A 23,417-nucleotide genomic window follows, 5' to 3' on the forward strand; every position below is an offset into this window, starting at 1 on the left:
GGGCAGGCGGCCACACCGGGAGGAAGCAACGAACGATGAGAGTCTGGGCAGTAGCCAATCAAAAAGGTGGCGTCGGCAAGACCACCACGACCATCGCCCTGGCTGGGCTGCTGGCTGAGGCGGGCAAGCGCGTGGTCGTCGTCGACCTCGATCCGCACGGTTCGATGACCAGTTACTTCGGGCACAACCCCGATGCGCTGGAGCACAGCTGCTATGACCTGTTCCTGCATCAGGGCAGCGTGCCCGAGGGTTTGCCTGGGCAGCTGCTGCTGCCGACCAGCGATGAGCGTATCTCGCTGCTGCCTTCGAGCACCGCGCTGGCGGTGCTGGAGCGCCAGTCGCCGGGCAAGAACGGCCTGGGCCTGGTGATCGCCAAGAGTCTGGCGCAGTTGTGGCAGGACTTCGACTTCGCGTTGATCGACAGCCCGCCCTTGCTGGGCGTGCTGATGGTCAATGCCCTGGCCGCGAGCCAGCAGCTGGTGATCCCGGTACAGACCGAGTTCCTGGCGGTGAAGGGCCTGGAGCGCATGGTCGGGACCTTGGCCATGGTCAACCGTTCGCGTAAACAGGCCTTGCCTTACCAGATCGTGCCGACCCTGTTCGACCGCCGTACCCAGGCTTCCCTGGGCACGCTCAAACTGTTGCGCGACACCTATGAGCAGAATGTCTGGCAGGGTTACATCCCGGTCGATACCCGCTTGCGCGATGCCAGCCGCAAGGGCGTCACGCCGTCGCAGTTCGATGGCAAGAGCCGTGGCCTGATTGCCTACCGGGCGCTGCTCAAGCACTTGCTCACTTACAAAAACGCAGTGCAGGTGGCCTGATGACCCAGACCCGGCAAACCGGCACGCGGCCGCAGATGGCCCTGCAATCCTACCTCGATGGCCTGTTGCAGGAGGCCACCGAGGCCGACGAGCTGATCGAGCCGCCGGCAGACGTCGCCGATACGGTGCGCGAGGAACAGGCACCTGAAGCACGCCAGCCCGCCCAGCCCGCCGCTGTCGCGCCGCGGCCCTTTGCCGAGCCGCGGCTGAAGGTGTTGCCCAGCGTGCTGCCGGTGGAAGAACCGGTGGTCACGGTAGTCGAGAGCGAAGTGCTGGCCGAGGCCAGAATCCCGGTCCTGACCGAAGAACAGACCGTGGAACCGGCAGTGCCGTTGGTGGATGTGCACCTGCCCGCGCCGAACCTGCCGGTGCCCCCGGCAAGTATCGACGGCCGCCCGGCCTGGGCTGCGGAGCCGTTCGAGTGCCTGCTGTTCGATGTCGCCGGCTTGACCCTGGCGGTGCCCTTGGTATGCCTGGGCTCGATTTACAACCTGGCCGGTCAGGAACTGACGCCGCTGTTCGGCCAACCTGACTGGTTTCTCGGCATCCTGACCTGCCAGGCCGGCAACCTCAAAGTCCTCGACACCGCGCGCTGGGTGATGCCCGACCGCTACCGTGACGACTTCCGCCAGGGCCTGCAGTATGTGATTTCCGTGCAGGGCTACGAATGGGGGCTGGCCGTGCACCAGGTCAGCCGCTCGTTGCGCCTGGACCCGTCCGAGATCAAGTGGCGCAGCCAGCGTGGCCAACGCCCGTGGCTGGCCGGCACGGTGATCGAACACATGTGTGCCCTGCTCGACGTCGCCGAACTGGCCGAGCTGATCGCCAGTGGCGCGGTCAAGCAGATGCACGCCAAACACAAATGACACCGCACACACCGCCTATGGCGGACTTTAAGGGGTAGGGGAATGAAAAAGTCGTCTGCACAAGGTTCCGAAGATCCGATTCTGCAGTGGGTAACCTTCCGTCTGGACAATGAATCCTACGGGATCAATGTCATGCAGGTGCAGGAAGTGCTGCGCTACACCGAGATCGCCCCGGTACCGGGCGCACCGAGCTACGTGCTGGGCATCATCAACCTGCGCGGCAACGTGGTGACGGTGATCGACACCCGTCAGCGTTTTGGCCTGATGCCGACCGAGGTGACCGACAACACCCGTATCGTCATCATCGAGGCGGACAAGCAAGTGGTCGGCATCCTGGTCGACAGCGTCGCCGAGGTGGTCTACCTGCGTCAGTCCGAGATCGAGACGGCGCCGAACGTGGGTAACGAAGAGTCGGCCAAGTTCATCCAGGGCGTGTGCAACAAGAACGGCGAACTGCTGATCCTGGTCGAGCTGGACAAGATGATGACCGAGGAAGAGTGGTCCGAGCTTGAGAACATCTGAGTTGATCTTCGAGGTTGCTGTCATCTTCCTGGCGCTGCTGTGGGCGCTGAGCTTGTGGATGTTCCTCAACCACAGCAAGCGCCAGCGCGAGCTGGCCGCGCAACAGGCCGAGGGCGATGCCCTGCGCGATCAACGCATCAAAGACCTGAGCAAGCGCCTGGACGACTACCAGAATGGTACGGTGCGCATGGGGGAGGCCATCCATGACCTGCGCGAAACCTTGGCCACCCTGCCTGACCGGCTGGAGCGGCTGGAACAGCGCGACCCCAGCAGCGTCACCTTCAGCCAGGCGGCCAAGCTGGTCGGCATGGGCGCGAGCGTGTCGGAACTGACCGAAACCTGCGGCCTGACCCGGGCCGAGGCGGAGTTGATGAGCAAGCTGCACCGCAGCGAGTGATGCAGCGCTTCACCGCCTTGCTCAAGGGAGGTTCACGGGGCTAGCCAGCTATGGGCGTGACCCATTTTGGCTACCTGGTCCAGCGGTATCTGGTCACGGATGACCCGATGCAAGTTACTCAACTCAAGGGTCGCATGCAGGTCGTACAGCGGCGACACCAGCAGGGTGCAGAGTTCGCGCAGTTGCTTGAGCCAGGGCAGGCGCTCGTCGATCACATGGTTGAGCACACCTGGGCCTGTCAACAGGTTGAGCCGCCGCGCGTAGGCCTGAAAGGGCAGCGGCGCCTGGCGTGGGTCTGGGCGGCTGTTGTAGAAGTCGGGTTCCAGCTGATAGCGGCGCACGATTTCGTCCGATATCGCGTCCAGTGTTGGGTTGCCTGGGTGGCTGCCAATGATGCTGCTGTTGAACTGGATGTACATGCCCAATGGGTCATTGGAAACCGGCGGTGACAACAACAGCCCATCCGGGGTGGTCTGCAATTCCAGCCTGGCCAGCGGCGCTGTATCCGCCACGCTGCTGGCGGCCAGCAGGCGGTCATCGGCATCCAGATACAGGCCGCCGTAGTGTTCGAGCAGTCGGTAGCGCAGGATGTCGCAGGCTGAAGCAAAGTTGCTCCCCTGGCCATGATTGCCCTCGATCGCGGCGCGGTACTGCGGGAAATAGGGCGACTGGCTGAAATCCTGGTAAAACCCTTGGTCTTCGAGCGGCAAGAGCATGGCATTTTCGGCTCGTGCGCGCAGCGTTCCAAGATTCTGCAGGTAGGCCACTTCGTTCTGTCGCGACAACAGGATCCGGAATTGATAATCGCTGTTGCCTATCACCTGCGCGTTATGCACCAGCGCCTCGAGGAATTCGCCTTGCAGGACCTTGTCACCCAGCCAGACACTAGTGACTACCTTGGGAATCGCCGAACGCTGTAGTGCAGCGTAAGGTTCGTAGTCGATCGGCAGCTCAAGATCGATACCCAAGGTGCGCAGCGTCGCCATTCGTTGGGGGTGGGTGGCCCTGCGCGGCTGCAGGGAGCGCACCAGGGCAGCGTCACCTTCGGCGGCGCGCACCCACCGGGGTGGGCTGACCATTTGCGTATCCCGCGTGCGGATGAAACTGTCGCTGACGAACTCATATTCGACCCATTCATTGACGATGCCCCGTGGCGTATCAAGCCTGGCGATGAAATGGTGTTGCAGCTTTTCGTCGACCGTGGTCACCACCGCGGCGTCCGGCGTCGGCGAGATGACGGCTTGCTCGCGGAAGGCCAGTTCGGCTGGCTCCAGCTCCAGGCTCTCCAGCACGGGCGTCACGCCCTGGCGGTCGTTGAGCAAGTTGACCAAGCGTTCGGGGCGCAAGAAACCGCGGCGGGTAGAGCGGAACAGCTCGGCGAATCTGACGACCCCATCCCCCCCGACGGGCACTGCGTTCAACAGGCCGTACGTTTGATCCGCCACGCCTTGCGCCTTTGCCTCCAGGGTCTTGCCATGCAGGGTGGCATCCAGGCCAAGGCCAAATTGTGTGAGGCCGCCAACCACCAACAGCGGCGTCAGCTCGGGGAGCACCACCACCAGGGGCAGTAGCAAGTGGGTGGCAAGGGTGAGGTAGCTGGCCCACCTGGCCTTGTCGATGGCATTGTTGCTGGTGATCTGGTTGTCGGCATCGGTGTAGGAGCGGCGCATCTGCATCAGCGTCAGGTACTCGAACAGCTCGCCTGTGATGGTGCTGTCGTATTTGTCCGGACGATAATTGATGACGTGTTGCGGATCCCAGAAGCCGCTGGTGGCAAAACCTGGATGATCATTGCTCAGGCGGTGCGCCTTGGGGTACAGCCCAAGGCCCTGCAGTGCGGTGCGCAGGCCGCTGAATTCGAGGCCGTCGGGCCAGTCGGTACGGGCAAAACAGGCCATCAGCGCATCGCGCGTAGGGGGGCTTTGGCATTGCCTGGCCAGCCAGCTCTTCATCGTCTGCTGGTCGGCGAATTCGTGCAGCGGCGATGCATTGCCTGGGATGTACAGTACGACCAACGGCAGGCTTGTGTGTTGGAGCTGCACGATGCTGGTGGAGAGATAACCATAGATATTGAGCATGCTAGCGTGGTGGTTCTTTTCTGCCAGCAGCCCTGCTGCTTCCCATATCAGCTTGCGTGCTGCGCTGGACAGGCTGTTGTCCAGCACTTGCTTGTTGCAGGCGGCGATGAAGGCAATCTTGATGGCCCGTCGATATTGCTCCTTACGTTTGGCCCAGAAGTCATCCAGGCAGGTTTTGTAACTGTTGTGAAAATGCAGGCTCCACAGGTAACTCTGGAATGCTTCGGCACGGATCGGCAGGCGGTTGTCCGGTGCGTAGCGGCTGGGCTCCATGCGTCGGTACAGGCCGTTGAAAACAAGATAGGGCGAGGCATTGGAGAAAATGCTCAGCGGTGCCAGACGCTTGACCAAGGACACTTGCCCGGCGGGCTCGAGCCCAGCCCAGTCGCCGTAATGAAAGCCGCCATAGCCAGTCGCGGGTTCGCCTTGCCAGTTGGCCAGCAATGCTTCGACCAGGTTCATTCTTTGGCTAATCACCGCAGGGTTGGCAAGGGTCTCGTCGCCCTCGGTAAGAGGCGCGGCCTGGTAGTGAAGGGTCACCACGTCGATCAGCAGGGGCGAATCCGTGATGCCGCGTTGGCCCAGCCAGGTGGTCAGCAGCTCCATGGCCAGGGTGTCGGGGCGAGGGAAGTCCTGCAGTGCCTGGCGTACCATGCCGAGGTTGCAAGGAGGGATGGCGTGCATGCGGTGCTCCTGGGGTAGATGAGAAGCGCAGGATGACGAAGGGTTGTTCATGCAGGTGTTAGATAGTGCTGCGCCAGACGCCGTGAGGCAGTCGCATCGCTCCCCTCCTGGCGCATGGCTTTCAGGTGGTGTACCAGGAGTGAGTAGCACCGACCTTGGCGAAGCGGTTCAATGGCGTCATTTTGAGCAGGGCTTGGTAAGCGCCATCCACGTCGATGAATTGCGCCAGTTTCAGTTTTGGCACATTGGCAAGGTTTAGCAGCTGCCGCAGTTGGTACAACTCGGGCAGTCGACTGTCGATCACATCGGTCAGCAGCCTTGGCCCCGTCAGGTAGCTCAGCCGTTTGCAGTAGCGGTCGAACGCGGCAGGGTCCTGCTTGAAATTGGGTTTGCTCCAGTAGAAATCGTTGTTTTCCAGGTACCGTTGGTGCATCAATTCGGAGATGGCGTCGAGTGTCGGGTTACCCGGATGGCTGCCAATCATGCTGTTGTTGAAGTCGCAGCGCATGCCCAGTTGCTCATTGGCCATGGGCGGCTGCAGCACCAGCCCTTGGGGGGTAGCAGCCAGTTCAACCTCGCTGATCGGTTCACCGGGCGGGCCCGTGGGCGTGCCATCAGCCCTCATGGGTGGGGTGCCGGGGGCCAGCAGGACATCATCGATATCCATGTAGAAACCGCCTTCATGGTGCAGCAGCCGATAGCGCAGCACGTCGGAAGCAGACGCATAGTTGCGGCCCACCCCACCATTACCTTGCAGCGCGTCCTCGTATTGACGGAAAGATTTGCTCTCGCGGAATGTGGCGAAAAAAGGCTGTTCCTCCAATGGCAATACCTGCAAGCCAGGCACTTGTTCGGTCAGCCGGGCCAGGTTCTCGGTGTAGACCTGGGGCTCGCTGTTGGAAAGGTACAGCCGAAATTCGAAACCGGTGCCAGCCAGGCGCTGCGCGTTGTGGTCCAGATTGGCGATGAGGTCGGCGTTGATGTGTTGGTCTCCCACCCAGATGCAGGCAATCTTTTTCGGTAGCGGGGCCAGGGATTCAGGGGGTAACGAAGACAGCTCGAACGGTAACTTCAGGTCTACCCCCAGTGCACGCAGGCTGTTCATGCGCATGGTGTCGGTAACGTGCCGTGTGCGGGGGTCGATCTGGACCAGGTCCCTGCTGCCCGAGCGGGCAATGAAGTAGTCCGGATCGACCTCGTTGATGTTGCCCACTAGAATGAACGCATCGTGCTCCATGTCGTAGAGCACGTCGGCGTTATAACCGAAAAGGTTGGCCTGGAGCAGGTCACGGCTACCGTCGAAGCGCGGCACTCGGATGACAGAGTTGACGATGGCAGGGTCGCCGCCGGGCACCGCTGGCACGCTATCGGTCAGGTGGAAGTACGCCGCCACATCGATGTCAGGCAGCCTGGGTGGGTCGATCGGACTCAGCGGGTAACCCCACTGATCGTTCACCAGGCGGGGGAATACGAAGTTCCGGCTTTTGGTGCGAAACAGTGCCGGCACTTCGGTCAGCCCGGATGCCAACAGGGGTACAGCGTTGAAGGCGCCGAATTCCGCTGTAGCGACGCCATCGGCTTTTGCTTGCAGGCTCTTGCCGTTGATTGCCTGACTCACCCCCTCGCCGAACAAGGCGACCCCACCGAGCGCGAAGAGTGGCGCTAGCTCCGGCACCACCAGCGCCAACGGGGCCAACAGGTTCAGCGCGCTGACAAGGTAGCCGCGCCACTTGGCCTCGGTCACATCGCTGTTGCGGGTAATGAGAAAGTCCCCGTCCTGGTAGCAGCGCTCGCGTTGACGGTTGCTCAGAGCCAGGAACAGGTCATCGTGCAAGGGGGGGCTGTACTTGCTCGCGCGGTAGTTGACGTACTGCCTGGGTGGCCAGGTGCCGTCAGTGGTGAACCCTGAGCGATCGGGCGATAGGCGATGTACCTTGGGGTAAACCCCCAAGCCTTCCAAGGCGCTGTCCAGGCCGCTGAAATCCAGGCCGTCCGGCAGGTCGGCCAGGGCAAAATGCTGGCGCAGCAGTTGACGTTTTTCGCCACTTTGGCATTGCTGGCCGACCCAGTCCTGCAGGGCGCCGTGGGTGGCAAACTCATGCAAGGGTGAACTGTTGCCAGGGAAATACAGCAGCGTCAAGTCACTGCCTTTGGCGCGGATGCACAGCAGGTCGGTGGCGGCATAGCCATAGATGTTCAGGGCTCTGACACGTAGTTCCTGGGTTGGCTGCATGAGCCCGGCCGCCTGCCAGGCGAGCTTGCGCCCGGCGTCGCTCAGGCTGCCTTCCTCGACTTGTTTGTTGCAGGCGCTGATGAAGTTGATCTTGGCCGCCAGACGATGATCTTGCAGGTAGTGCGCCCAGTAGTCATCGAGGAGGGCCTTGTAGCGGTCATGGAAGTCCATGTGCCAGATGAACGTCTGCAGCGCTTCGGCGTGCACGGGTATGTGCGTGGTCGCATCGAAGCGAGGCGGGTCGGTCCTGCGAAACAGGCCATTGAACACCGAAAATCCCGCGCTGTTGTCCAGCAGGCCTGGTTTTGGCAGGCACTGGACGATGTTCACCGGGCCTTCGGGGAAGGTTCCGGCCCAAGGCTCCGAGAACAGCGCGCCAATCAGGTTGCGGTTGGATTCGCCTTGCCAGTCCGACAATACCGCCATGGTGAGGGACATTCGCTCTGCGATGACAGCTTGATGCCCGCGGTAATGCAGGGTCACGACGTCGGTTTGGTCAGGGTCCAGGGTTATTCCCTGGCTTTGGTACCAGTCGCGGATGGCACGCGATGCTTCCTGGTCGGGGCGGGGGAAATGCTTTAGATGGTCGCGAACGTACTGGGTGCCCGCAGCACTCACAAAGGGTATCGACATGGTAGGAACCTGTGATCGGCAAGGTGGAACCCAAGGGTCTTGCAGGCACAGGGGGGCAGGGTGGTAGATACTGCAGCGGCTGTTACGGCCGGCGTTACTCGATGCTGTTGCCAAACGGCAGGCGCGCGGGGTCGGGGGTGATGTCCCGTTCGCCAGCCGCTGCGTCGTTGAAGCCGACGGGCACCTTGCCACGCAGTTGCCAGGCAAAGGCAATGATTTCGGCAATGGTCAGGTACAGCGCCTCGGGTATCTGGTCGCCCAGCTCCAGCCGTGCCAGCAGGCGCACCAGCTCGGCGTTTTCGTAGATCGGCACCTCGTGTTCGCGGGCCAGGGCCAGAATCGCCTCGGCCAGGGCATCGTCGCCCTTGGCGCTGAGGGTGGGGGCCTGCTGGCCGTCGTAGCTCAGGGCAATGGCCTGGCGCGGTGTTTTGCCACTCATGCGTTTTCGTCCACCCAGCGTTGTTCGACTCGCGTGCGGGGGCCTTGGGGTGGGGTGCCGGGGTGGCATTCCAGGTCGCCGACGTCCAGGCCCCTGGCCAGCAGGCGCTCGCGCAGGGTGCCGAGCTGGCTGTCGATCAGCCGCGCGGTCTGTTCCCGCTCCGCCCACAGTTGCCCGTTCAGGCGGCCCTGGCTCAGTTGTGCCTGCACTTGCAAAGGGCCAAGCGGAGCGAGGTCGAAGGCCAACTCGATACGCCACAGCGCTTGTAGCGGGTCTTGCTCTTGGTGCTGGCGGTCAGCTTGCTGTTGCGGCGTTTCTTCGCGTTGCAGCTTGACTTGCAGCGGGATGAATTCCTGGCCATGGCGGATCGGCACTTCAGTCTGCCAGGTGGTCTGCAGGTTGCCGTTTTCAAGGTTGCCGCTCTGTTGCAGGCTGCTCATGGCATGGCTCTGCAGGCGTGAAACGGCCGCAGCAGCCAGGCGCAACAATTGTTGCAGGTCGCCTTCGTCTTCCATGGCCTTGAGTAGCCGCGAAGGCAGCGGAAACGCCCCTGGTTGCGGTTTCGGGCTGACCCGGTCGAGCATGCCCAAGGCGCCACGGGCGAGGGCCGGCAGGGTCAGGGCCAAGGTGCTTGGCATCAGGGCCGGTGCCCCGGGCGCGGTGACCGAGGCCTGGGTGATCAACCTGAGCAGATGGGCCTTGAGGTCGGTGGCCACGCTGGCTGGGAAGCCGCCCAGCAGCTTCGCTTCGAGGAAGGTACCGCTGTTGTTCAGGGCCTGGGCGACGGCTTTGGCATCGCCGAGCTGGCGCACGTCCGGCAACCCCGCCAGCAAACGCTCGGCACTGCTGCGCAGGCTACCGTCGGCGCCGGGGTCGCGGGCGACCTGCTGCAATGCACTGAGCAGGCCGGTTAACGAGGCTTGGCGATTTTGCTGGGTGAGCAGTTGCTGGGCGATGCTGAGCTGGTCTTGCCGGCCGCTGAGCGGTACGAATTGCAGCGACTGGTCGCCTTGCACCCGCGCGCTGAGCAGGCTGCCTACGGGCAGCGGGCGCGGGCTGTCGATGGTCAGGGTGGCACCGGCCTGCGCGCTGTTGAGCAGGCTCACCAGTGCCCGGTAACCGGCCGCCTGGCCAGGCGCTTGTAGGATGGGCTGGTTGGTCAGGACCTTGCCCTGCAACAGGGTGCCTACCGGTACTTTGGCCGTGTCCAGGCGGGTGAGGGTGGCGATGTTGCTGGCGCTGGCCTGTTGCAGCATGATCGCCAGGCGATTGCCCTCGGTCTGGCTGACGGTGACTTGGCTGCCGGGGGGTAGCGGCTGGCTGGCGCTGGCCTGCAATTGGGTCTGGGCGCCGTTGGCCTGGATCAGCCGCAGCACGACCTGGAATTCCCGGCCCAGCTGGCGTAGCGACACGACCTCGGCTTGCGCCGTTTCGCCGGGGGCGATCAAGCCGGGCTGTGCTTGGGTCAGGCGCAGCAGTTCGCCTGTCATGCCCGCCTTGATGGCCTGGGCGCTGATCGCGGTTTGTGCGCCGAGACTATTGATTTCAGTCATGATTGTATACAACCTGTCGAACCCGCCTCTTGGCAGCGAGGCCGTGCATGTAATAATGCCGCCCGCCCGCCACTGCCAGTATAACGGCAGCGAGGGGGGCGACTTGAGCCGTAAACTGGATAAGGCGAAACCGTGACCCTTCATCTCCAAGCCGCAGGCCTGGCCTGCGAGCGCGACTGGCGCCTGCTGTTCGAGCAGCTCGATTTCGAGCTGCGGCCCGGCGACATGCTGCAGATCAGCGGCCCCAACGGCAGCGGCAAGACCAGCTTGCTACGCCTGTTGGCCGGGTTGATGCAGCCGACCGCCGGGCAGATCCTGCTGGGCGGCAAGCCGCTGGCCAACCAGCGCCATGCCTTGGCCAGCATCCTGCTGTGGATCGGCCACGCTGCGGGCATCAAGGACCTGCTCACCGCCGAAGAGAACCTCACCTGGCTCTGTGCCCTGCATCAGCCCGCCAGCGCCGAGCGCATCTGGGCGGCGCTGGCGGCGGTCGGCCTGCGCGGCTTCGAAGACGTGCCTTGCCATACCTTGTCGGCTGGCCAGCAGCGCCGTGTGGCCCTGGCCCGGCTGTACCTGGACAGCCCGCCTTTGTGGATTCTCGACGAACCGTTCACCGCCCTCGACAAACAAGGTGTGGCGCAGCTCGAAGCGCACCTGGCGGCGCATTGCGAGCAGGGTGGCACGGTGGTGCTGACCACCCACCACAGCCTTGACCGCAAGCCGTCGGGCTACCGTGAACTGAACCTGGGGCAATGGGCGGCATGAGCGTATTCATCCTGTTGCTGCGCCGCGAAGCGCGTCTGTTGTTCCGCCGCCCCGCAGAACTGGCCAACCCACTGGTGTTCTTCGCCATCGTGGTTGCCCTGTTCCCGCTGGCAGTCGGCCCTGAAAGCCAATTGTTGCAAACCTTGTCACCTGGCCTGGTGTGGGTCGCGGCCTTGCTGGCCGTGCTGTTATCGCTGGACGGCCTGTTCCGCAGCGATTTCGAGGACGGCTCGCTGGAGCAGTGGGTGCTGTCGCCCCACCCGCTGGCGCTGCTGGTGCTGGCCAAGGTGCTGGCGCACTGGATCTTTTCCGGCCTGGCGCTGGTATTGTTGGCGCCACTGCTGGCGCTGATGCTGGGGTTGCCCAGCCATTGCCTGCCGGTGCTGCTCGCTTCCTTGCTGCTGGGCACGCCGGTGCTGAGCCTGTTGGGTGCAGTGGGTGCGGCGCTGACGGTCGGCCTCAAACGTGGCGGGTTGCTGCTGGCGTTGCTGATTCTGCCGTTGTATATCCCTGTATTGATCCTGGGCAGTGGTGCGTTGCAGGCGGCGTTGCAGAATATGCCCGCCACTGGCCACCTGCTCTGGCTTGCCAGCCTCACGGCCCTGGCGGTGACACTGGCACCCTTTGCGATAGCGGCCGGCCTGAAGATCAGCGTCGGCGAATAACGAGTCCTGGGCTCTCAAGCCCGGCTAATACCCTGGATGTACCCTGATGAAAATGAGTTGGACGTGGTTCCACAAACTCGGTTCTCCCAAATGGTTCTATGCCATCAGCGGCCGCATGCTGCCATGGCTGACCGTCTGCGCCATCGTGCTGTTGCTGGTGGGCGTCACCTGGGGCCTGGCGTTCGCGCCCCAGGATTACCAGCAGGGCAACAGTTTCCGCATCATCTACATCCATGTGCCGGCGGCGATGCTGGCGCAATCGTGCTACGTGCTGCTGGCGGTGGCCGGGGTGGTGGGGCTGGTGTGGAAGATGAAACTGGCCGACGTCGCCCTGCAATGCGCCGCGCCCATCGGCGCCTGGATGACCGCCGTGGCGCTGGTCACCGGCGCCATCTGGGGCAAGCCGACCTGGGGTAGCTGGTGGGTGTGGGATGCGCGGCTGACGTCGATGCTGATCTTGCTGTTCTTGTACTTCGGCATTATTGCGCTGGGCCAGGCAATCAGTAATCGTGACAGCGCGGCCAAGGCCTGCGCGGTGCTGGCCATCGTCGGGGTGATCAACATACCGATCATCAAGTATTCGGTGGAGTGGTGGAACACCCTGCATCAGGGCGCCACCTTCACCCTCACCGAAAAACCTGCGATGCCCGCCGAGATGTGGCTGCCGCTGCTGTGCACGGCACTGGGCTTCTACTGCTTCTTCGGCGTGGTGCTGTTGTTGCGCATGCGCCTTGAGGTGCTCAAGCGCGAGGCACGCGCCAGTTGGGTCAAGGAGGAAGTGTTGAACAGCCTGGGGCGGAGGGCCGCGCAATGAGTTTTGCCTCGTTCGGTGATTTCCTCGCCATGGGCCACCACGGCCTGTACGTGTGGACGGCCTATGGCATTTGCCTGGCGGTACTGGCGCTGAATGTCGCCACCCCACTGCTGGCCCGCCGTCGCTACCTGCAAGATGAGGCGCGCCGCTTGCGCCGGGAGAACAACCAGTGAATCCGCAGCGCAAGAAACGCCTGTTGCTCATCGCCGGCCTGCTGGTCGGTGTCGGGATTGCCGTCGGCTTTGCCCTGAGCGCATTGCAGCAGAACATCAACCTGTTCTACACGCCAACCCAGATCGCCAATGGCGAAGCCCCCCTGGATACCCGTATTCGGGCTGGCGGCATGGTCGAAAAAGGTTCGGTGCAGCGCTCGGCTGACTCGCTCGACGTGCGCTTCGTGGTCACTGACTTCAACAAGTCGGTGCCGATCACCTACCGCGGCATCCTCCCCGACCTGTTCCGTGAAGGACAGGGCATCGTTGCCCTGGGCAAGCTCAATGGTGAAGGTGTGGTGGTGGCCGATGAAGTGCTGGCCAAGCACGACGAGAAGTACATGCCGCCCGAGGTCACCAAGGCCTTGAAGGAAAGCGGCCAGGCCGCTGCGGGCGCGGAGGCCAAGCCATGAACGCGGCGCTGGTGATTCCCGAACTCGGCCAGTTGGCGATGATCCTGGCCATCTGTTTTGCCGCCGTGCAGGCCAGCGTGCCGCTGCTCGGCGCGTGGCGCGGTGACAGCCTGTGGATGAGCCTGGCGCGGCCGGCGGCCTGGGGGCAATTTGCCTTCCTCAGCTTTGCCTTCGCCTGCCTCACCCATGCCTTCATGACCGACAACTTCTCGGTTGCCTATGTGGCCAGCAACTCCAACAGCGCCTTGCCCTGGTACTTCAAGTTCAGTGCCGTGTGGGGCGCGCACGAGGGCTCGCTGCTGCTCTGGGCGTTGATCCTGGGGGGCTGGACCTTCGCCGTGTCGGTGTTCTCGCGCCAGCTGCCGCAAGTGATGCTGGCCCGTGTGCTGGCGGTGATGGGCATGATCAGCGTGGGCTTCCTGAGCTTCCTGATCATCACCTCCAACCCGTTCCAGCGCCTGCTGCCGCAAGTGCCGACCGACGGTCGCGACCTCAATCCGCTGCTGCAGGACATCGGCCTGATCGTCCACCCGCCGATGCTGTACATGGGCTATGTCGGTTTTTCGGTGGCTTTCGCCTTCGCCATCGCCGCCTTGCTCGGCGGGCGCCTTGACGCGGCCTGGGCGCGCTGGTCGCGGCCGTGGACCATTGTCGCCTGGGCCTTCCTCGGTGTGGGCATCACCCTGGGCTCCTGGTGGGCTTACTACGAGCTGGGCTGGGGTGGCTGGTGGTTCTGGGACCCGGTGGAAAACGCCTCGTTCATGCCTTGGCTGGTGGGCACGGCATTGATCCACTCGCTGGCGGTGACCGAGAAACGCGGGGTGTTCAAGAGCTGGACCGTGCTGTTGGCGATCGCAGCCTTCTCGTTGAGCCTGTTGGGCACCTTCCTGGTGCGATCCGGGGTGCTGACCTCGGTGCATGCGTTCGCCGCCGACCCGTCACGCGGCGTGTTCATCCTGATCTTCCTGCTGTTTGTGGTGGGCGGCTCGCTGACCCTGTTCGCCCTGCGCGCGCCGGTGGTCAAGAGCCAGGTCGGCTTTGCCCTGTGGTCGCGCGAGACGCTGTTGCTGGCCAACAACCTGGTGCTGGTGGTGGCGGCGTCGATGATTCTGCTCGGCACCCTGTACCCGCTGGTGCTCGATGCCCTGACCGGGGCCAAGCTGTCGGTCGGCCCGCCGTACTTCGATGCGTTGTTCCTGCCGCTGATGGCACTGTTGATGGTCGTGCTCGGCTTCGGTGTGGTGGTGCGCTGGAAGGACACCCCCGGCAAGTGGCTGGCGAGCATGATGACCCCGGTGCTGATCGGCAGTGCGGTACTGGCCCCGGTCGCCGGTTTTATCGTCGACGACTTCGACTGGCCCACGCTGACCGCCTTTGCCCTCGCGGCCTGGGTGGTGCTCAGCGGGCTGCGTGATGTGCTCGAAAAAACCCGTCACAAGGGCCTGGCCAAGGGCATGCGCGGCCTCACCCGCAGCTACTGGGGCATGCAGCTGGCGCACTTTGGCCTGGCAGTGTGCGCACTGGGCGTGGTGCTGTCGAGCAACAACAGTGCCGAGCGCGACCTGCGCATGGCGCCGGGTGAAAGTGTCGAGCTGGGTGGTTATCACTTCCTGTTCCAGGGCGCCAAGCACTTCGAGGGGCCGAACTTCATCTCCGACAAAGGCACCGTGGTGGTGTCCCGCGATGGCCGTGAAGTGACCACGCTGCACCCCGAGAAGCGGCTGTACACCGTGCAGCAGTCGATGATGACCGAAGCTGGCATCGACGCAGGCTTCACCCGCGACCTGTACGTCGCCCTGGGCGAGCCGCTGGAAAACGGTGCCTGGGCGGTGCGCGTGCATATCAAGCCATACGTCCGCTGGATCTGGCTGGGCGGTCTGCTGACCGGCCTGGGCGGGTTGCTGGCGGCCCTCGACCGGCGTTACCGCGTCAAGGTCAAGACCCGGGTGCGTGATGTCCTGGGCGTGTCTGGAGCAGCTGCATGAAGCGTTGGATCATGGTGGTGCCACTGGCGGTGTTTCTGCTGGTGGCGGTTTTCCTTTACAAGGGGCTGTTCCTCAAGCCCGACGAGCTGCCCTCGGCGATGATCGGCAAGCCCTTCCCGGCGTTTGCCCTGGCCTCGGTGCAGGGTGACCGCAACCTGACCCAGGCCGACCTGCTGGGCCGCCCGGCGTTGGTCAATGTGTGGGGCACCTGGTGCCCGTCGTGCAAGGTCGAGCACCCGTACCTGAACCAGCTGGCCGAGCAAGGCGTGGTGATTCATGGGGTCAACTACAAGGACGACAATGGCGCCGCGTTGAAGTGGTTGGCCGAATACCACAACCCGTACCAGCTGGACATCCGCGACGAGCAGGGCACCCTGGGCCTGGACCTGGGCGTGTATGGCGCGCCGGAAACCTTCCTGATCGACGCCAAGGGCATCATCCGCTACAAGCACGTGGGTATCGTCGATGCCAGCGTCTGGCGCGAACAGCTGGCGCCGCTGTACCAGGGCCTGGTCGATGAGGCCAAGCCATGAGGCGGGGGCTGGCAGCCGTGGTGCTGGGGTTGGCCCTTGGCCTGGGCCTGGCCGGTGTGGCCAGGGCGGCCATCGATACCTACCAGTTTCGCGACGACGCCGAACGTGAGCGTTATCAGCAACTGACCAAGGAACTGCGCTGCCCCAAGTGCCAGAACCAGGACATCGCCGACTCCAACGCGCCGATTGCCGCCGACCTGCGCCGCGAGATCTTCCGCATGCTGGGCGAAGGCAAGAACAACGCGCAGATCGTCGACTTCATGGTCGACCGCTACGGCGATTTCGTGCGGTACAAGCCGGCGCTCAGCGCGCGTACCTGGCTGTTGTGGTTCGGCCCGGGGGTCTTGCTGGCCGGCGGCTTCGTGGTGCTGGTGGTGATTGTGCGTCGCCGCCGCGCCACGGTGGCCCACGGTGCCAATGAGCTGTCCGTCGAAGAACGCGAACGTCTCGCCAAACTGCTGGAAAAAGAACAGACCCATGATTGAATTCTGGCTTAGCGCGGGCCTCCTGCTGCTCGCTGCCCTCAGCTTTCTGCTGATCCCGATCCTGCGTGGCCGTCGCCGTCAGCAAGAGGAAGACCGCACCGCCCTGAACGTTGCCCTGTACCAGGAACGCGTTGCCGAACTGGCGGCCCAGCAGGCCGCTGGCGTGCTCGACGAGGCGCAGCTGGCCAAGGGCCGTGACGAGGCGGCCCGCGAGCTGCTGGCCGACACCGAAGGCAGCGAGCCCCCACGCCAGGGCCATCTGGGTAAAACCCTGCCGCTGTTGGCGGCGGTGCTGGTGCCGCTGATGGCCTTGGGGCTGTACCTGCATTTTGGCGCGGCCGACAAGGTTGAGCTGACCCAGGAGTTTGCCCAGGCGCCGAAGACCATGGAGGAGATGACCACACGCCTTGAACGGGTCGTGAAGGCCCAGCCAGATTCGGCCGAGGCCCTGTATTTCCTGGGCCGTGCCTACATGGCCGAGCAGCGTCCAGCCGATGCGGCGCGTACGTTCGAGCGTGCGGTGGCCTTGGCCGGGCGCCAGCCCGAGTTGCTAGGGCAGTGGGCCCAGGCGCAGTACTTCGCTGCCGACAAGCAATGGAACCCGCAGCTGCAGGGACTGACCGACGAAGCCCTCAAGGCCGACCCCAACGAAGTGACCAGCCTGGGGCTGCGCGGTATTGCCGCTTTCGAGGGGGAGCGCTACCAGGAAGCCATCGACTACTGGAAGCGCCTGCTGGCGCAACTGCCCGAAGGCGATGCATCGCGTGCCGCCTTGCAGGGGGGTATCGACCGTGCTGCCGAGCGCCTGGGAAGTGAGCCTGGCCCGTCCGTGGCGCCGGTGGCTGCCCGCCTGACGGTGCGGGTGGAGCTGGCTGCGGCGCTCAAGGACAAGGTCAAGCCAGACGACACGGTGTTCATCTTCGCCCGTGCCAGTAACGGCCCGCCGATGCCGCTGGCGGCAAAGCGGGTGACCGTGGCGCAGTTGCCGATCGAGGTGGAGTTGTCCGATGCCGACGCGATGATGCCGCAGATGAAACTGTCGGACTTTACCGAAGTCCAACTGGTTGCCCGTGTCTCGCGTGCCGGCCAACCGACCCACGGCGAGTGGATCGGCCAGGGTTCGCCATTGGCCACTGCCACCCAGGCCACGCAGCACCTCACCATCGACAGCCCTGACCCGTAAGAGAGCATTGCCATGCACAGCACCGTCCGCCTGACCCTGATCACCCTTGCCCTGGGTTTGTCCGCGTGTACGGTGCATGAGCCTTACGAGCAGCCCGCGCCGCCGATCGAGCGGGTGCCGCCGCACCAGGGGCCGGTGGTCAAACCGCTGCCGGGCGGGCAGCCTTCGACCTCGCCAAGCAAACCTGCGGCCACCCCCAAACCGATGCCACGTACCTCCGCCAGCTTCGCCCCGCCGCCAGGGGGAGCCAGCCACTGGGACCCGAAACTGGGTGTATACGTGCTGGAGAAAAAGCCCAACACCTTCTATCGCCAGCGCACCTATTACCGCTACGACGGCGGCTGGAGCTGGTCGCTGAGCCCGGATGGCCCATGGCAGGGCACCGACAGCAGCGGTGTTCCGGGTGGCCTCGGACGCGCCTTCGCCCAATAGGCTCAGAGATGCCCTCCCGGTACAGTACAGTTGACTGCTCAATTACCGATTGACTGTACCGCCCGCTGACTCCGCATAATGCCCCTTCGATAAGACGCGGAGGTGGCATGAGCAAGACAGTCCTGGTGTTGGTAGAAACCGTCGACGATTACCTGCCCTTGCTGGAACAGGCGGGTTATCGGCTGATTCGCGCCCCGTCGCCGCAACTGCGTGCCGACGCCATCCAGCGCCACGCCCATCAAATCGATGCGGTGCTCACCCGTGGCCCGCTGGGCCTGACTGCCGCAGAGATCGATGCGCTGCCCGCATTGCAGATCATCTGCGTGATCGGGGCCGGCTACGAGCAGGTCGACCTGGCCGCCGCCGCCGCCCGTGGTATTACCGTCACCAACGGCGCCGGGGCCAATGCCAGCGCAGTCGCCGACCATACCCTGGCCATGCTGCTGGCGCTGCTGCGCGACATTCCCCGTGCCGACGCCAGTACCCGCCGCGGCGAGTGGAACCGGGTAATCAGCCCTTCGGTGAGCGGCAAGCGCCTGGGCATTCTCGGCCTGGGGGCAGTGGGGCTGGCGATCGCCAAGCGTGCCAACCTCGGCTTCGACATGAGCATCAGCTACCACAGCCGCACCCCTCGGCAGAGCGTGCCCTACACCTGGTACGACAGCCCGTTGCACCTGGCCGATGCCGTCGACATCCTGGTGGTGGCCACGCCTGGCGGCGCCACTACTCGTCATCTGGTCGATGCTGCGGTGCTTGAAGCCCTGGGGGCCGAGGGTTACCTGGTGAATATCGCCCGTGCCAGCGTGGTGGACACCCAGGCCCTGGTGGCGGCGCTGGCGGGCGGGCAGCTTGCCGGCGCTGCGCTGGACGTGTTCGATGACGAGCCCGAAGTGCCCGATGCCCTCAAGGCCCTCGGCAACACCGTATTGACCCCGCACGTGGCTGGCCAGTCGCCGGAGGCTGCGCGGGACACGGTGATGCTGGTGCTGCGCAACCTGCAGGCGTTCTTCGCCGGCGAGCCGGTGCTGACCCCGGTTCGCGACTGACCCTTTTCATACAGGTGCCCGGCCGCGGCCCGGCCAACAAGGAGTGTGTGCATGCAACTCGAGATCTTCCAGGTCGATGCGTTTTCCGCTGAACCCTTCGGTGGCAACCCGGCGGCGGTGATCCCGCTGCAAAGCTGGCTGCCAGACGATGTGCTGCAACGTATCGCCGAAGAGAACAACTTGTCCGAAACCGCCTATTTCGTGCGTAACGGCGAGGGTTACGACCTGCGTTGGTTCACCCCGACGGTCGAAGTCGACCTGTGTGGCCATGCCACCCTGGCCTCGGCGTATGTGCTGTTCGAGCAGCTGGGTGAGCAGGCGCCAGTGTTGCGTTTCAATACCCGCAGTGGCGAATTGCGCGTCAGCCGAGGTGTTGATGGGCTGTTGGCGATGGATTTTCCGGCCAAGCAGCCGGTTGCGGTGGAGGTGCCGGCAGGCTTGCTGGAGGCGCTGGGCTTGAGCGGTGCGCGGGCGGTGTACAAGTCCGACGACTATGTGGTGGTGATTGATGACGCCTCGCTGCTTGACCCGCTGAAGCCGGACTTCGTTGCGCTGTCGGCTTTTGCCGTGCGCGGTATCGCCGTGACTGCGCCGGGGCGCGGGTATGATTTTGTCACCCGTTGGTTTGGTCCGCGGGTTGGTGTGAATGAGGACCCGGTCACGGGGTCGGCGCATACCTCACTGGCGCCGTTGTGGGCCGAACGGTTGGGCAAGGGTGTTTTGAGCTGCCAGCAGGGTGGGGCGCGCAAGGGGCAGCTGCGTTGCGAAGTGCCGGGCAATGGTCGGGTGATCATTAGCGGGCGGGGGGCGTTGTACTTGCGGGGGAGTGTGTTTATCTGAGTTGGGTGTGTGGGCTTAAAGGTGTAGGCCTTGGGGTTTGCAGCGCCTATGAAATCGAGCGCCGCCCGCGCGGCGCATCGCGACGCAAGGCCGCTCCTACATTTGTTTCGGGCCAGTTATTCCTGGGGTAATGGCGCGCGGCCTCTTGGTGCCCACCTCGATATCGCGTCGTACAAACAAGGCGGTCGCGCGCCAATGGCACAGGCCTCACTGGCCCGAAACAGATGTAGGAGCGGCCTTGCGTCGCGATGCGCCGCGCGGGCGGCGCTCGATTTCATAGGCGCTGCAAAACCCCAGACATGCACCTATAAACCCCAAAGCCATCCCCAGTCATTGTCTCTCGGGCGAAGATGCAGTCAATGCGCCAGCATGAAACACCGACTGCGCTTGCCAAACCTGTGCATTCCTGAGAAAAGGGCGGCTTTGATTTTTCAGCGTTGGAGCATGCCATGAGCAGCGAACTGCAGATCATCGACCTCGTCGAAGGCGACGGCAAGGCCGCCGTCAAAGGCGCCCTGATCACCACTCAGTACACCGGCTGGTTGGCCGACGGCAGCGAGTTCGATTCGTCCTGGTCGCGCGGCAAGCCTTTCCAGTGCGTGATCGGTACCGGTCGGGTGATCAAAGGGTGGGACCAAGGCCTGATGGGCATGCGCGTTGGTGGCAAGCGCAAATTGCAGGTGCCGGCGCAGTTGGGCTATGGCGAGCGCAGTGTGGGTGCGATTCCGCCGCATTCGGACCTGACGTTTGAGATCGAACTGCTGGAAGTGCTGACGCGGGATGACTGAGTGATTGATGTGGTTTTTGGTGTGCAATCATCAAGGCATGCACACCACCCCCCGAAAATTGCGCAAGGTATACATAATTCAGCAACACCCATCCCCTAACCTAAGCCTTGCTCAAGGAATGGCAATCACACGCCAGGGAGGAACCAAACGGGTTCAAGGCACTCTGACCCTCACTCGTTGCCAAGTATGGCACTCACTACAAGGACGCCTCGCGGCTGCGGCGCCGGGCTGGGTGGCGGGTCAACTCGATTCTCTCTGCCACATGAGCCTGCCTTGATGAAGTTGCCAACGTTTCTCCGCCGTCGTCGCCACCTGCTGCTAAGCCTGATGCTCACAGCCGTAGCCATACCGCTGGCGTTGGAAGCTGTCGAAAGCCGCGCGCAGCCGGCCGATGGCACGCAGACCCTGGTGTTTCTGCGCCACGCCGAGAAACCCGGCGAAGGGCTGGGGCAACTGAACTGCCAAGGCCTCAACCGTGCACTGGACCTGGCCACGTTGCTGCCGGAGCGTTTCGGCAATGCCGACTACGTATTCGCCGCCAACCCGTCGCGGCATGTCGAGGAAGGCAGCAAGGACGAGAGCTACAGTTATATCCGCCCATTGATGACCATCACCCCCAGCGCCATCCGCCTGGGCCTGCCGGTGAACATCGACTACGGCGCCAACGATACCGACGAGCTGGCCGAAGAACTGCTGAGCGACAAGTACCGCAACGCGACCGTCTACACGGCATGGTCCCACGGCTACCTGCCCGAACTCATCAATACCGTGGCCGGCAAGGCCCTGGGTGAAGAGCGGGTGATCACCGAAGACTGGAACGGTGATGATTTCGACACGCTGTACGTGCTGACCCTGACCTGGCACGACGGCAAGGCCAGCCTGCTCAGCCGCAACGTGCGCCAAGGCCTCAACGACGGCGCGCATAGCTGCCCGACCTGATCCGCTGTTACTGTCTTGGCAGGGAAGCCGAAACAGGGGCACTGCAAGATGCAAAAAGTGACGGTAATTGGCGGCGGGGTGATTGGCCTGGCGACAGCCTATGCGCTGGTGCGCGAGGGGCTTGCTGTGGACCTGATCGAGGCGCGGGACCGCCTGGCGTCTGCCACCAGTTTCGCCAACGGCGGGCAGCTGTCTTACCGCTATGTGGGGCCATTGGCCGACGCCGGTGTGCTCTGGCAGGCGTTGGGCTGGATGCTGCAGGGGGACTCGCCGCTGCGCTTGCGGTTGCGCCTGGACCCGGCGCAGTGGCGCTGGTTGATGGCGTTCATGCTGGCCTGCCGGCGCAGCGTCAACCGCCGCAACGGTGCACAACTGCTGACGTTGGCGCTGGAAAGCCAGGCCGCCCTGGCGCGTTGGCGCGAGGCCGATGGGCTCACCGATTTCGCCTGGCGGCGTAATGGCAAACTGGTCGCCTTCCGCAGCGAGCGGGCGTTCGCCCATGGGCGTGAGCGCCTGCTTGATCGGAGCAGCCAACGGGTACTCGATGCTGCCGAACTGCGCGCCCTGGAGCCGGCATTGGCCGAGGCGCCGTTCGTGGGCGGGGTTCTGACGCCTGATGAGGAAGTCGCCGACTGTCACCGCTTCTGCGAACGCCTGGCCGAGCGCTTGCGCGCATCCGGGCAGTGCCGGTTCCTGCTTGGCAGGCCCGTGACGCGGCTGGTCGCCCATCAGGATCAGGTCGTTGCGCTGCACCTTGGGGGCGAGCAGGTTGACGTTCAGCGCCTGATGCTGTGCGCGGGGCATCGCAGTGCAGGGCTGGCGCTACCGGGCTTGAGGCTGCCGGTCTATCCGCTGAAGGGCTACAGCCTGACAGCGCCGATCAACACGGAACATCGGGCGCCAGAACTCAGCCTTACCGACTACGAGCGCAAGATCGTCTATGCACGCCTGGACCGGCAATTGCGGGTTGCAGCGATGGTGGACATCGTCGGCTTCGACGAGTCGGTGGATGCGCGCAGGCTCAACAGCATGCGCCGGCTGGCACTTGATACGTTGCCCGATGCCGCCGACTACGGGCAGGCAGTAGAGTGGGCGGGGATGCGGCCGGCGACCCCTACCGGGGTGCCGATCATTGGCGCTACGGCTTACCGAAACCTGTGGCTGAACCTGGGGCATGGGGCATTAGGCTTTACCTTGGCCTGTGGCAGTGGGGAGCGGTTGGCCAGGATGTTGCGCTGACTGGACCGGCCACTTCGCGGGGCAAGCCCGCTCCCACAGGTATTGCGCTGCGTTGGAGAATAGCGCGCACCTGTGGGAGCGGGCTTGCCCCGCGAAGTGGCCGCTCTTGACGAAGCCCCCTTACCGCCCTAAGCGCATCGGCCATCCCACCACCTTCTTCACCCTCGGCGTGGCATAGGTGCGTACCTTGGAAGTACTCAAGCCCATGCGCACCAGCGATTCGGCAATGGTCACCGCTGCACTCACACCATCGACCACCGGCACACCGGTACGCTGGCGAATCTGCTCATCCAGCCCGGCCATGCCACCGCAACCCAGGCAGATGACCTCGGCCTTGTCCTCCCGCACGGCGCGCTCGGCCTGTTCGACAATGGCCTCGACGGCACGCTGCGGGTCGGCTTCAAGCTCAAGCACCGCCAGGCCACTGGCGCGCACCGAGGCGCAGCGGTCATACAGCCCAGAGAGCTTCAGGCGGTCCTCGATCAGCGGCACGGTGCGGTCCAGGGTAGTCACCACCGAGTAGGCATGGCCCAGGTACAGGGCGGTGCTGGCGGCAGCATCGGTAATGTCCACCACGGGCACGTTCAGCAGCTCCTGCAGGCCTTCGCGGCCGTGCTCGCCGTAGCCGGCCTGGATCACTGCATCGTAGGGGCCCTCGTAGGCCAGCACCCGGTCCATCACCGCGATGGCGGCCAGGTAACTTTCGAAGTTGCCCTCCACCGACTCGGCACCAAACCATGGGGTCAGCCCGATGATCTCGGTACCCGGCGCGGCAACGGCGCGTGCCTGCTCGGCGATGGCCTCGGTGATGGCTTCAGTGGTGTTGACGTTGGCAATCAGAATACGCAT

The 23,417-nt window shown here is 64.0% G+C and carries 24 protein-coding genes; 19 read left to right on the plus strand and 5 right to left on the minus strand.

What is annotated here, in order from left to right; translation table 11 throughout:
• The first annotated feature begins 35 nt into the window (after nucleotides 1-35).
• From DJ563_RS01700 to DJ563_RS01715, 4 genes are read left to right on the plus strand one after another with little or no spacing between them, the layout of a single operon-like run.
• On the plus strand, nucleotides 36-824 hold the full coding sequence (locus tag DJ563_RS01700) for a ParA family protein (protein ID WP_033699440.1): 789 nt from the start codon (nucleotides 36-38) through the stop codon (nucleotides 822-824).
• Entirely contained in the window at nucleotides 824-1,690 is an 867-nt protein-coding gene (locus DJ563_RS01705; RefSeq protein ID WP_434518707.1) for a CheW domain-containing protein, read from the plus strand. The genes DJ563_RS01700 and DJ563_RS01705 overlap by 1 nt, the downstream gene beginning before the upstream one ends.
• A gap of 42 nt (nucleotides 1,691-1,732) precedes the next feature.
• A complete protein-coding gene (locus DJ563_RS01710) occupies nucleotides 1,733-2,212 on the plus strand; it encodes a chemotaxis protein CheW (protein ID WP_003254393.1) in 480 nt (159 codons plus the stop codon).
• A gap of 1 nt (nucleotide 2,213) precedes the next feature.
• Complete coding sequence (locus tag DJ563_RS01715) at nucleotides 2,214-2,609, plus strand: DUF2802 domain-containing protein (protein ID WP_033699438.1); 396 nt, start codon at nucleotides 2,214-2,216, stop codon at nucleotides 2,607-2,609.
• Between the two features lie 32 nt (nucleotides 2,610-2,641).
• On the opposite strand, the gene DJ563_RS01720 is transcribed toward DJ563_RS01715, so the two are convergent.
• The 4 genes from DJ563_RS01720 to DJ563_RS01735 form a co-directional block, all read right to left on the minus strand.
• Nucleotides 2,642-5,371, minus strand: coding sequence for a dermonecrotic toxin domain-containing protein (locus DJ563_RS01720; RefSeq protein ID WP_434518708.1), 2,730 nt, complete (start codon nucleotides 5,369-5,371; stop codon nucleotides 2,642-2,644).
• 121 nt (nucleotides 5,372-5,492) lie between these two features.
• Complete coding sequence (locus tag DJ563_RS01725; protein ID WP_434518709.1) at nucleotides 5,493-8,237, minus strand: dermonecrotic toxin domain-containing protein; 2,745 nt, start codon at nucleotides 8,235-8,237, stop codon at nucleotides 5,493-5,495.
• Between the two features lie 94 nt (nucleotides 8,238-8,331).
• The gene (locus DJ563_RS01730) at nucleotides 8,332-8,676 is read right to left on the minus strand and encodes an EscU/YscU/HrcU family type III secretion system export apparatus switch protein (RefSeq protein WP_434518710.1); all 345 of its coding nucleotides are present in this window, start codon (nucleotides 8,674-8,676) and stop codon (nucleotides 8,332-8,334) included.
• Nucleotides 8,673-10,229 (minus strand): flagellar hook-length control protein FliK, encoded by a 1,557-nt coding sequence (locus DJ563_RS01735; RefSeq protein WP_274099872.1) that lies wholly within the window; start codon nucleotides 10,227-10,229, stop codon nucleotides 8,673-8,675. Before DJ563_RS01735 ends, DJ563_RS01730 begins: the two co-directional genes overlap by 4 nt.
• A gap of 132 nt (nucleotides 10,230-10,361) precedes the next feature.
• Here DJ563_RS01735 and ccmA point away from each other — a divergent pair, with 132 nt between their 5' ends.
• The 15 genes from ccmA (at nucleotide 10,362) to DJ563_RS01810 (ending at nucleotide 22,568) form a co-directional block, all read left to right on the plus strand.
• Nucleotides 10,362-10,994 carry a cytochrome c biogenesis heme-transporting ATPase CcmA gene (gene ccmA, locus DJ563_RS01740; protein ID WP_434518711.1) on the plus strand — a complete coding sequence of 211 codons (633 nt, stop codon included), beginning with the start codon at nucleotides 10,362-10,364 and terminating at the stop codon, nucleotides 10,992-10,994.
• Nucleotides 10,982-11,659 (plus strand): heme exporter protein CcmB, encoded by a 678-nt coding sequence (ccmB, locus tag DJ563_RS01745; protein ID WP_371097214.1) that lies wholly within the window; start codon nucleotides 10,982-10,984, stop codon nucleotides 11,657-11,659. Before ccmA ends, ccmB begins: the two co-directional genes overlap by 13 nt.
• Before the next feature lie 46 nt (nucleotides 11,660-11,705).
• Entirely contained in the window at nucleotides 11,706-12,473 is a 768-nt protein-coding gene (locus tag DJ563_RS01750) for a heme ABC transporter permease (protein WP_033699432.1), read from the plus strand.
• Nucleotides 12,470-12,646 carry a heme exporter protein CcmD gene (gene ccmD, locus DJ563_RS01755; protein ID WP_033699430.1) on the plus strand — a complete coding sequence of 59 codons (177 nt, stop codon included), beginning with the start codon at nucleotides 12,470-12,472 and terminating at the stop codon, nucleotides 12,644-12,646. Before DJ563_RS01750 ends, ccmD begins: the two co-directional genes overlap by 4 nt.
• Complete coding sequence (gene ccmE, locus DJ563_RS01760; protein ID WP_274099870.1) at nucleotides 12,643-13,098, plus strand: cytochrome c maturation protein CcmE; 456 nt, start codon at nucleotides 12,643-12,645, stop codon at nucleotides 13,096-13,098. Before ccmD ends, ccmE begins: the two co-directional genes overlap by 4 nt.
• An 11-nt stretch (nucleotides 13,099-13,109) precedes the next feature.
• A complete protein-coding gene (locus tag DJ563_RS01765; protein ID WP_186656528.1) occupies nucleotides 13,110-15,083 on the plus strand; it encodes a heme lyase CcmF/NrfE family subunit in 1,974 nt (657 codons plus the stop codon).
• Nucleotides 15,080-15,616: a DsbE family thiol:disulfide interchange protein gene (locus DJ563_RS01770; RefSeq protein ID WP_095063717.1), complete on the plus strand. Its 537-nt coding sequence runs from the start codon at nucleotides 15,080-15,082 to the stop codon at nucleotides 15,614-15,616. The genes DJ563_RS01765 and DJ563_RS01770 overlap by 4 nt, the downstream gene beginning before the upstream one ends.
• Nucleotides 15,613-16,101 carry a cytochrome c-type biogenesis protein gene (locus tag DJ563_RS01775; RefSeq protein ID WP_274099869.1) on the plus strand — a complete coding sequence of 163 codons (489 nt, stop codon included), beginning with the start codon at nucleotides 15,613-15,615 and terminating at the stop codon, nucleotides 16,099-16,101. The genes DJ563_RS01770 and DJ563_RS01775 overlap by 4 nt, the downstream gene beginning before the upstream one ends.
• Nucleotides 16,094-17,284, plus strand: a complete 1,191-nt coding sequence (gene ccmI / locus DJ563_RS01780) for a c-type cytochrome biogenesis protein CcmI (protein ID WP_274099868.1) — start codon at nucleotides 16,094-16,096, stop codon at nucleotides 17,282-17,284. The genes DJ563_RS01775 and ccmI overlap by 8 nt, the downstream gene beginning before the upstream one ends.
• A 12-nt stretch (nucleotides 17,285-17,296) precedes the next feature.
• The gene (locus DJ563_RS01785) at nucleotides 17,297-17,716 is read left to right on the plus strand and encodes a hypothetical protein (protein WP_033699422.1); all 420 of its coding nucleotides are present in this window, start codon (nucleotides 17,297-17,299) and stop codon (nucleotides 17,714-17,716) included.
• 107 nt (nucleotides 17,717-17,823) lie between these two features.
• A complete protein-coding gene (locus DJ563_RS01790) occupies nucleotides 17,824-18,762 on the plus strand; it encodes a 2-hydroxyacid dehydrogenase (RefSeq protein WP_434518712.1) in 939 nt (312 codons plus the stop codon).
• 51 nt (nucleotides 18,763-18,813) lie between these two features.
• Nucleotides 18,814-19,602, plus strand: coding sequence for a PhzF family phenazine biosynthesis protein (locus DJ563_RS01795; protein WP_434518713.1), 789 nt, complete (start codon nucleotides 18,814-18,816; stop codon nucleotides 19,600-19,602).
• A 449-nt stretch (nucleotides 19,603-20,051) separates the two neighbouring features.
• Complete coding sequence (locus DJ563_RS01800; protein WP_047583653.1) at nucleotides 20,052-20,390, plus strand: FKBP-type peptidyl-prolyl cis-trans isomerase; 339 nt, start codon at nucleotides 20,052-20,054, stop codon at nucleotides 20,388-20,390.
• 276 nt (nucleotides 20,391-20,666) lie between these two features.
• Nucleotides 20,667-21,329 carry a histidine phosphatase family protein gene (locus DJ563_RS01805; RefSeq protein ID WP_274099865.1) on the plus strand — a complete coding sequence of 221 codons (663 nt, stop codon included), beginning with the start codon at nucleotides 20,667-20,669 and terminating at the stop codon, nucleotides 21,327-21,329.
• Between the two features lie 48 nt (nucleotides 21,330-21,377).
• Nucleotides 21,378-22,568 carry a D-amino acid dehydrogenase gene (locus DJ563_RS01810; protein ID WP_434518714.1) on the plus strand — a complete coding sequence of 397 codons (1,191 nt, stop codon included), beginning with the start codon at nucleotides 21,378-21,380 and terminating at the stop codon, nucleotides 22,566-22,568.
• 120 nt (nucleotides 22,569-22,688) lie between these two features.
• Here the strand turns inward: DJ563_RS01810 and DJ563_RS01815 are convergent, their stop codons facing one another.
• The gene (locus DJ563_RS01815) at nucleotides 22,689-23,417 is read right to left on the minus strand and encodes an aspartate/glutamate racemase family protein (RefSeq protein ID WP_434518715.1); all 729 of its coding nucleotides are present in this window, start codon (nucleotides 23,415-23,417) and stop codon (nucleotides 22,689-22,691) included.

The organism is Pseudomonas sp. NFX1 (assembly GCF_051123555.1).
GTDB classification, from domain to species: domain Bacteria; phylum Pseudomonadota; class Gammaproteobacteria; order Pseudomonadales; family Pseudomonadaceae; genus Aquipseudomonas; species Aquipseudomonas capeferrum.

Excerpts from the sequence above, each read along its gene's own strand:
- ccmB (WP_371097214.1), top strand. The coding sequence starts at position 10,982 with ATGGGCGGCATGAGCGTATTCATCCTGTTGCTGCGCCGCGAAGCGCGT.
- DJ563_RS01775 (WP_274099869.1), top strand. The coding sequence starts at position 15,613 with ATGAGGCGGGGGCTGGCAGCCGTGGTGCTGGGGTTGGCCCTTGGCCTG.
- DJ563_RS01790 (WP_434518712.1), top strand. The coding sequence starts at position 17,824 with ATGAGCAAGACAGTCCTGGTGTTGGTAGAAACCGTCGACGATTACCTG.
- DJ563_RS01725 (WP_434518709.1), bottom strand. The coding sequence starts at position 8,237 with ATGTCGATACCCTTTGTGAGTGCTGCGGGCACCCAGTACGTTCGCGAC.
- DJ563_RS01750 (WP_033699432.1), top strand. The coding sequence starts at position 11,706 with ATGAAAATGAGTTGGACGTGGTTCCACAAACTCGGTTCTCCCAAATGG.
- DJ563_RS01770 (WP_095063717.1), top strand. The coding sequence starts at position 15,080 with ATGAAGCGTTGGATCATGGTGGTGCCACTGGCGGTGTTTCTGCTGGTG.
- DJ563_RS01730 (WP_434518710.1), bottom strand. The coding sequence starts at position 8,676 with ATGAGTGGCAAAACACCGCGCCAGGCCATTGCCCTGAGCTACGACGGC.
- DJ563_RS01815 (WP_434518715.1), bottom strand. The coding sequence starts at position 23,417 with ATGCGTATTCTGATTGCCAACGTCAACACCACTGAAGCCATCACCGAG.
- DJ563_RS01705 (WP_434518707.1), top strand. The coding sequence starts at position 824 with ATGACCCAGACCCGGCAAACCGGCACGCGGCCGCAGATGGCCCTGCAA.
- DJ563_RS01700 (WP_033699440.1), top strand. The coding sequence starts at position 36 with ATGAGAGTCTGGGCAGTAGCCAATCAAAAAGGTGGCGTCGGCAAGACC.
- DJ563_RS01800 (WP_047583653.1), top strand. The coding sequence starts at position 20,052 with ATGAGCAGCGAACTGCAGATCATCGACCTCGTCGAAGGCGACGGCAAG.
- DJ563_RS01795 (WP_434518713.1), top strand. The coding sequence starts at position 18,814 with ATGCAACTCGAGATCTTCCAGGTCGATGCGTTTTCCGCTGAACCCTTC.
- DJ563_RS01810 (WP_434518714.1), top strand. The coding sequence starts at position 21,378 with ATGCAAAAAGTGACGGTAATTGGCGGCGGGGTGATTGGCCTGGCGACA.
- DJ563_RS01720 (WP_434518708.1), bottom strand. The coding sequence starts at position 5,371 with ATGCACGCCATCCCTCCTTGCAACCTCGGCATGGTACGCCAGGCACTG.
- DJ563_RS01805 (WP_274099865.1), top strand. The coding sequence starts at position 20,667 with ATGAAGTTGCCAACGTTTCTCCGCCGTCGTCGCCACCTGCTGCTAAGC.
- ccmI (WP_274099868.1), top strand. The coding sequence starts at position 16,094 with ATGATTGAATTCTGGCTTAGCGCGGGCCTCCTGCTGCTCGCTGCCCTC.
- DJ563_RS01710 (WP_003254393.1), top strand. The coding sequence starts at position 1,733 with ATGAAAAAGTCGTCTGCACAAGGTTCCGAAGATCCGATTCTGCAGTGG.
- DJ563_RS01785 (WP_033699422.1), top strand. The coding sequence starts at position 17,297 with ATGCACAGCACCGTCCGCCTGACCCTGATCACCCTTGCCCTGGGTTTG.
- DJ563_RS01735 (WP_274099872.1), bottom strand. The coding sequence starts at position 10,229 with ATGACTGAAATCAATAGTCTCGGCGCACAAACCGCGATCAGCGCCCAG.
- ccmD (WP_033699430.1), top strand. The coding sequence starts at position 12,470 with ATGAGTTTTGCCTCGTTCGGTGATTTCCTCGCCATGGGCCACCACGGC.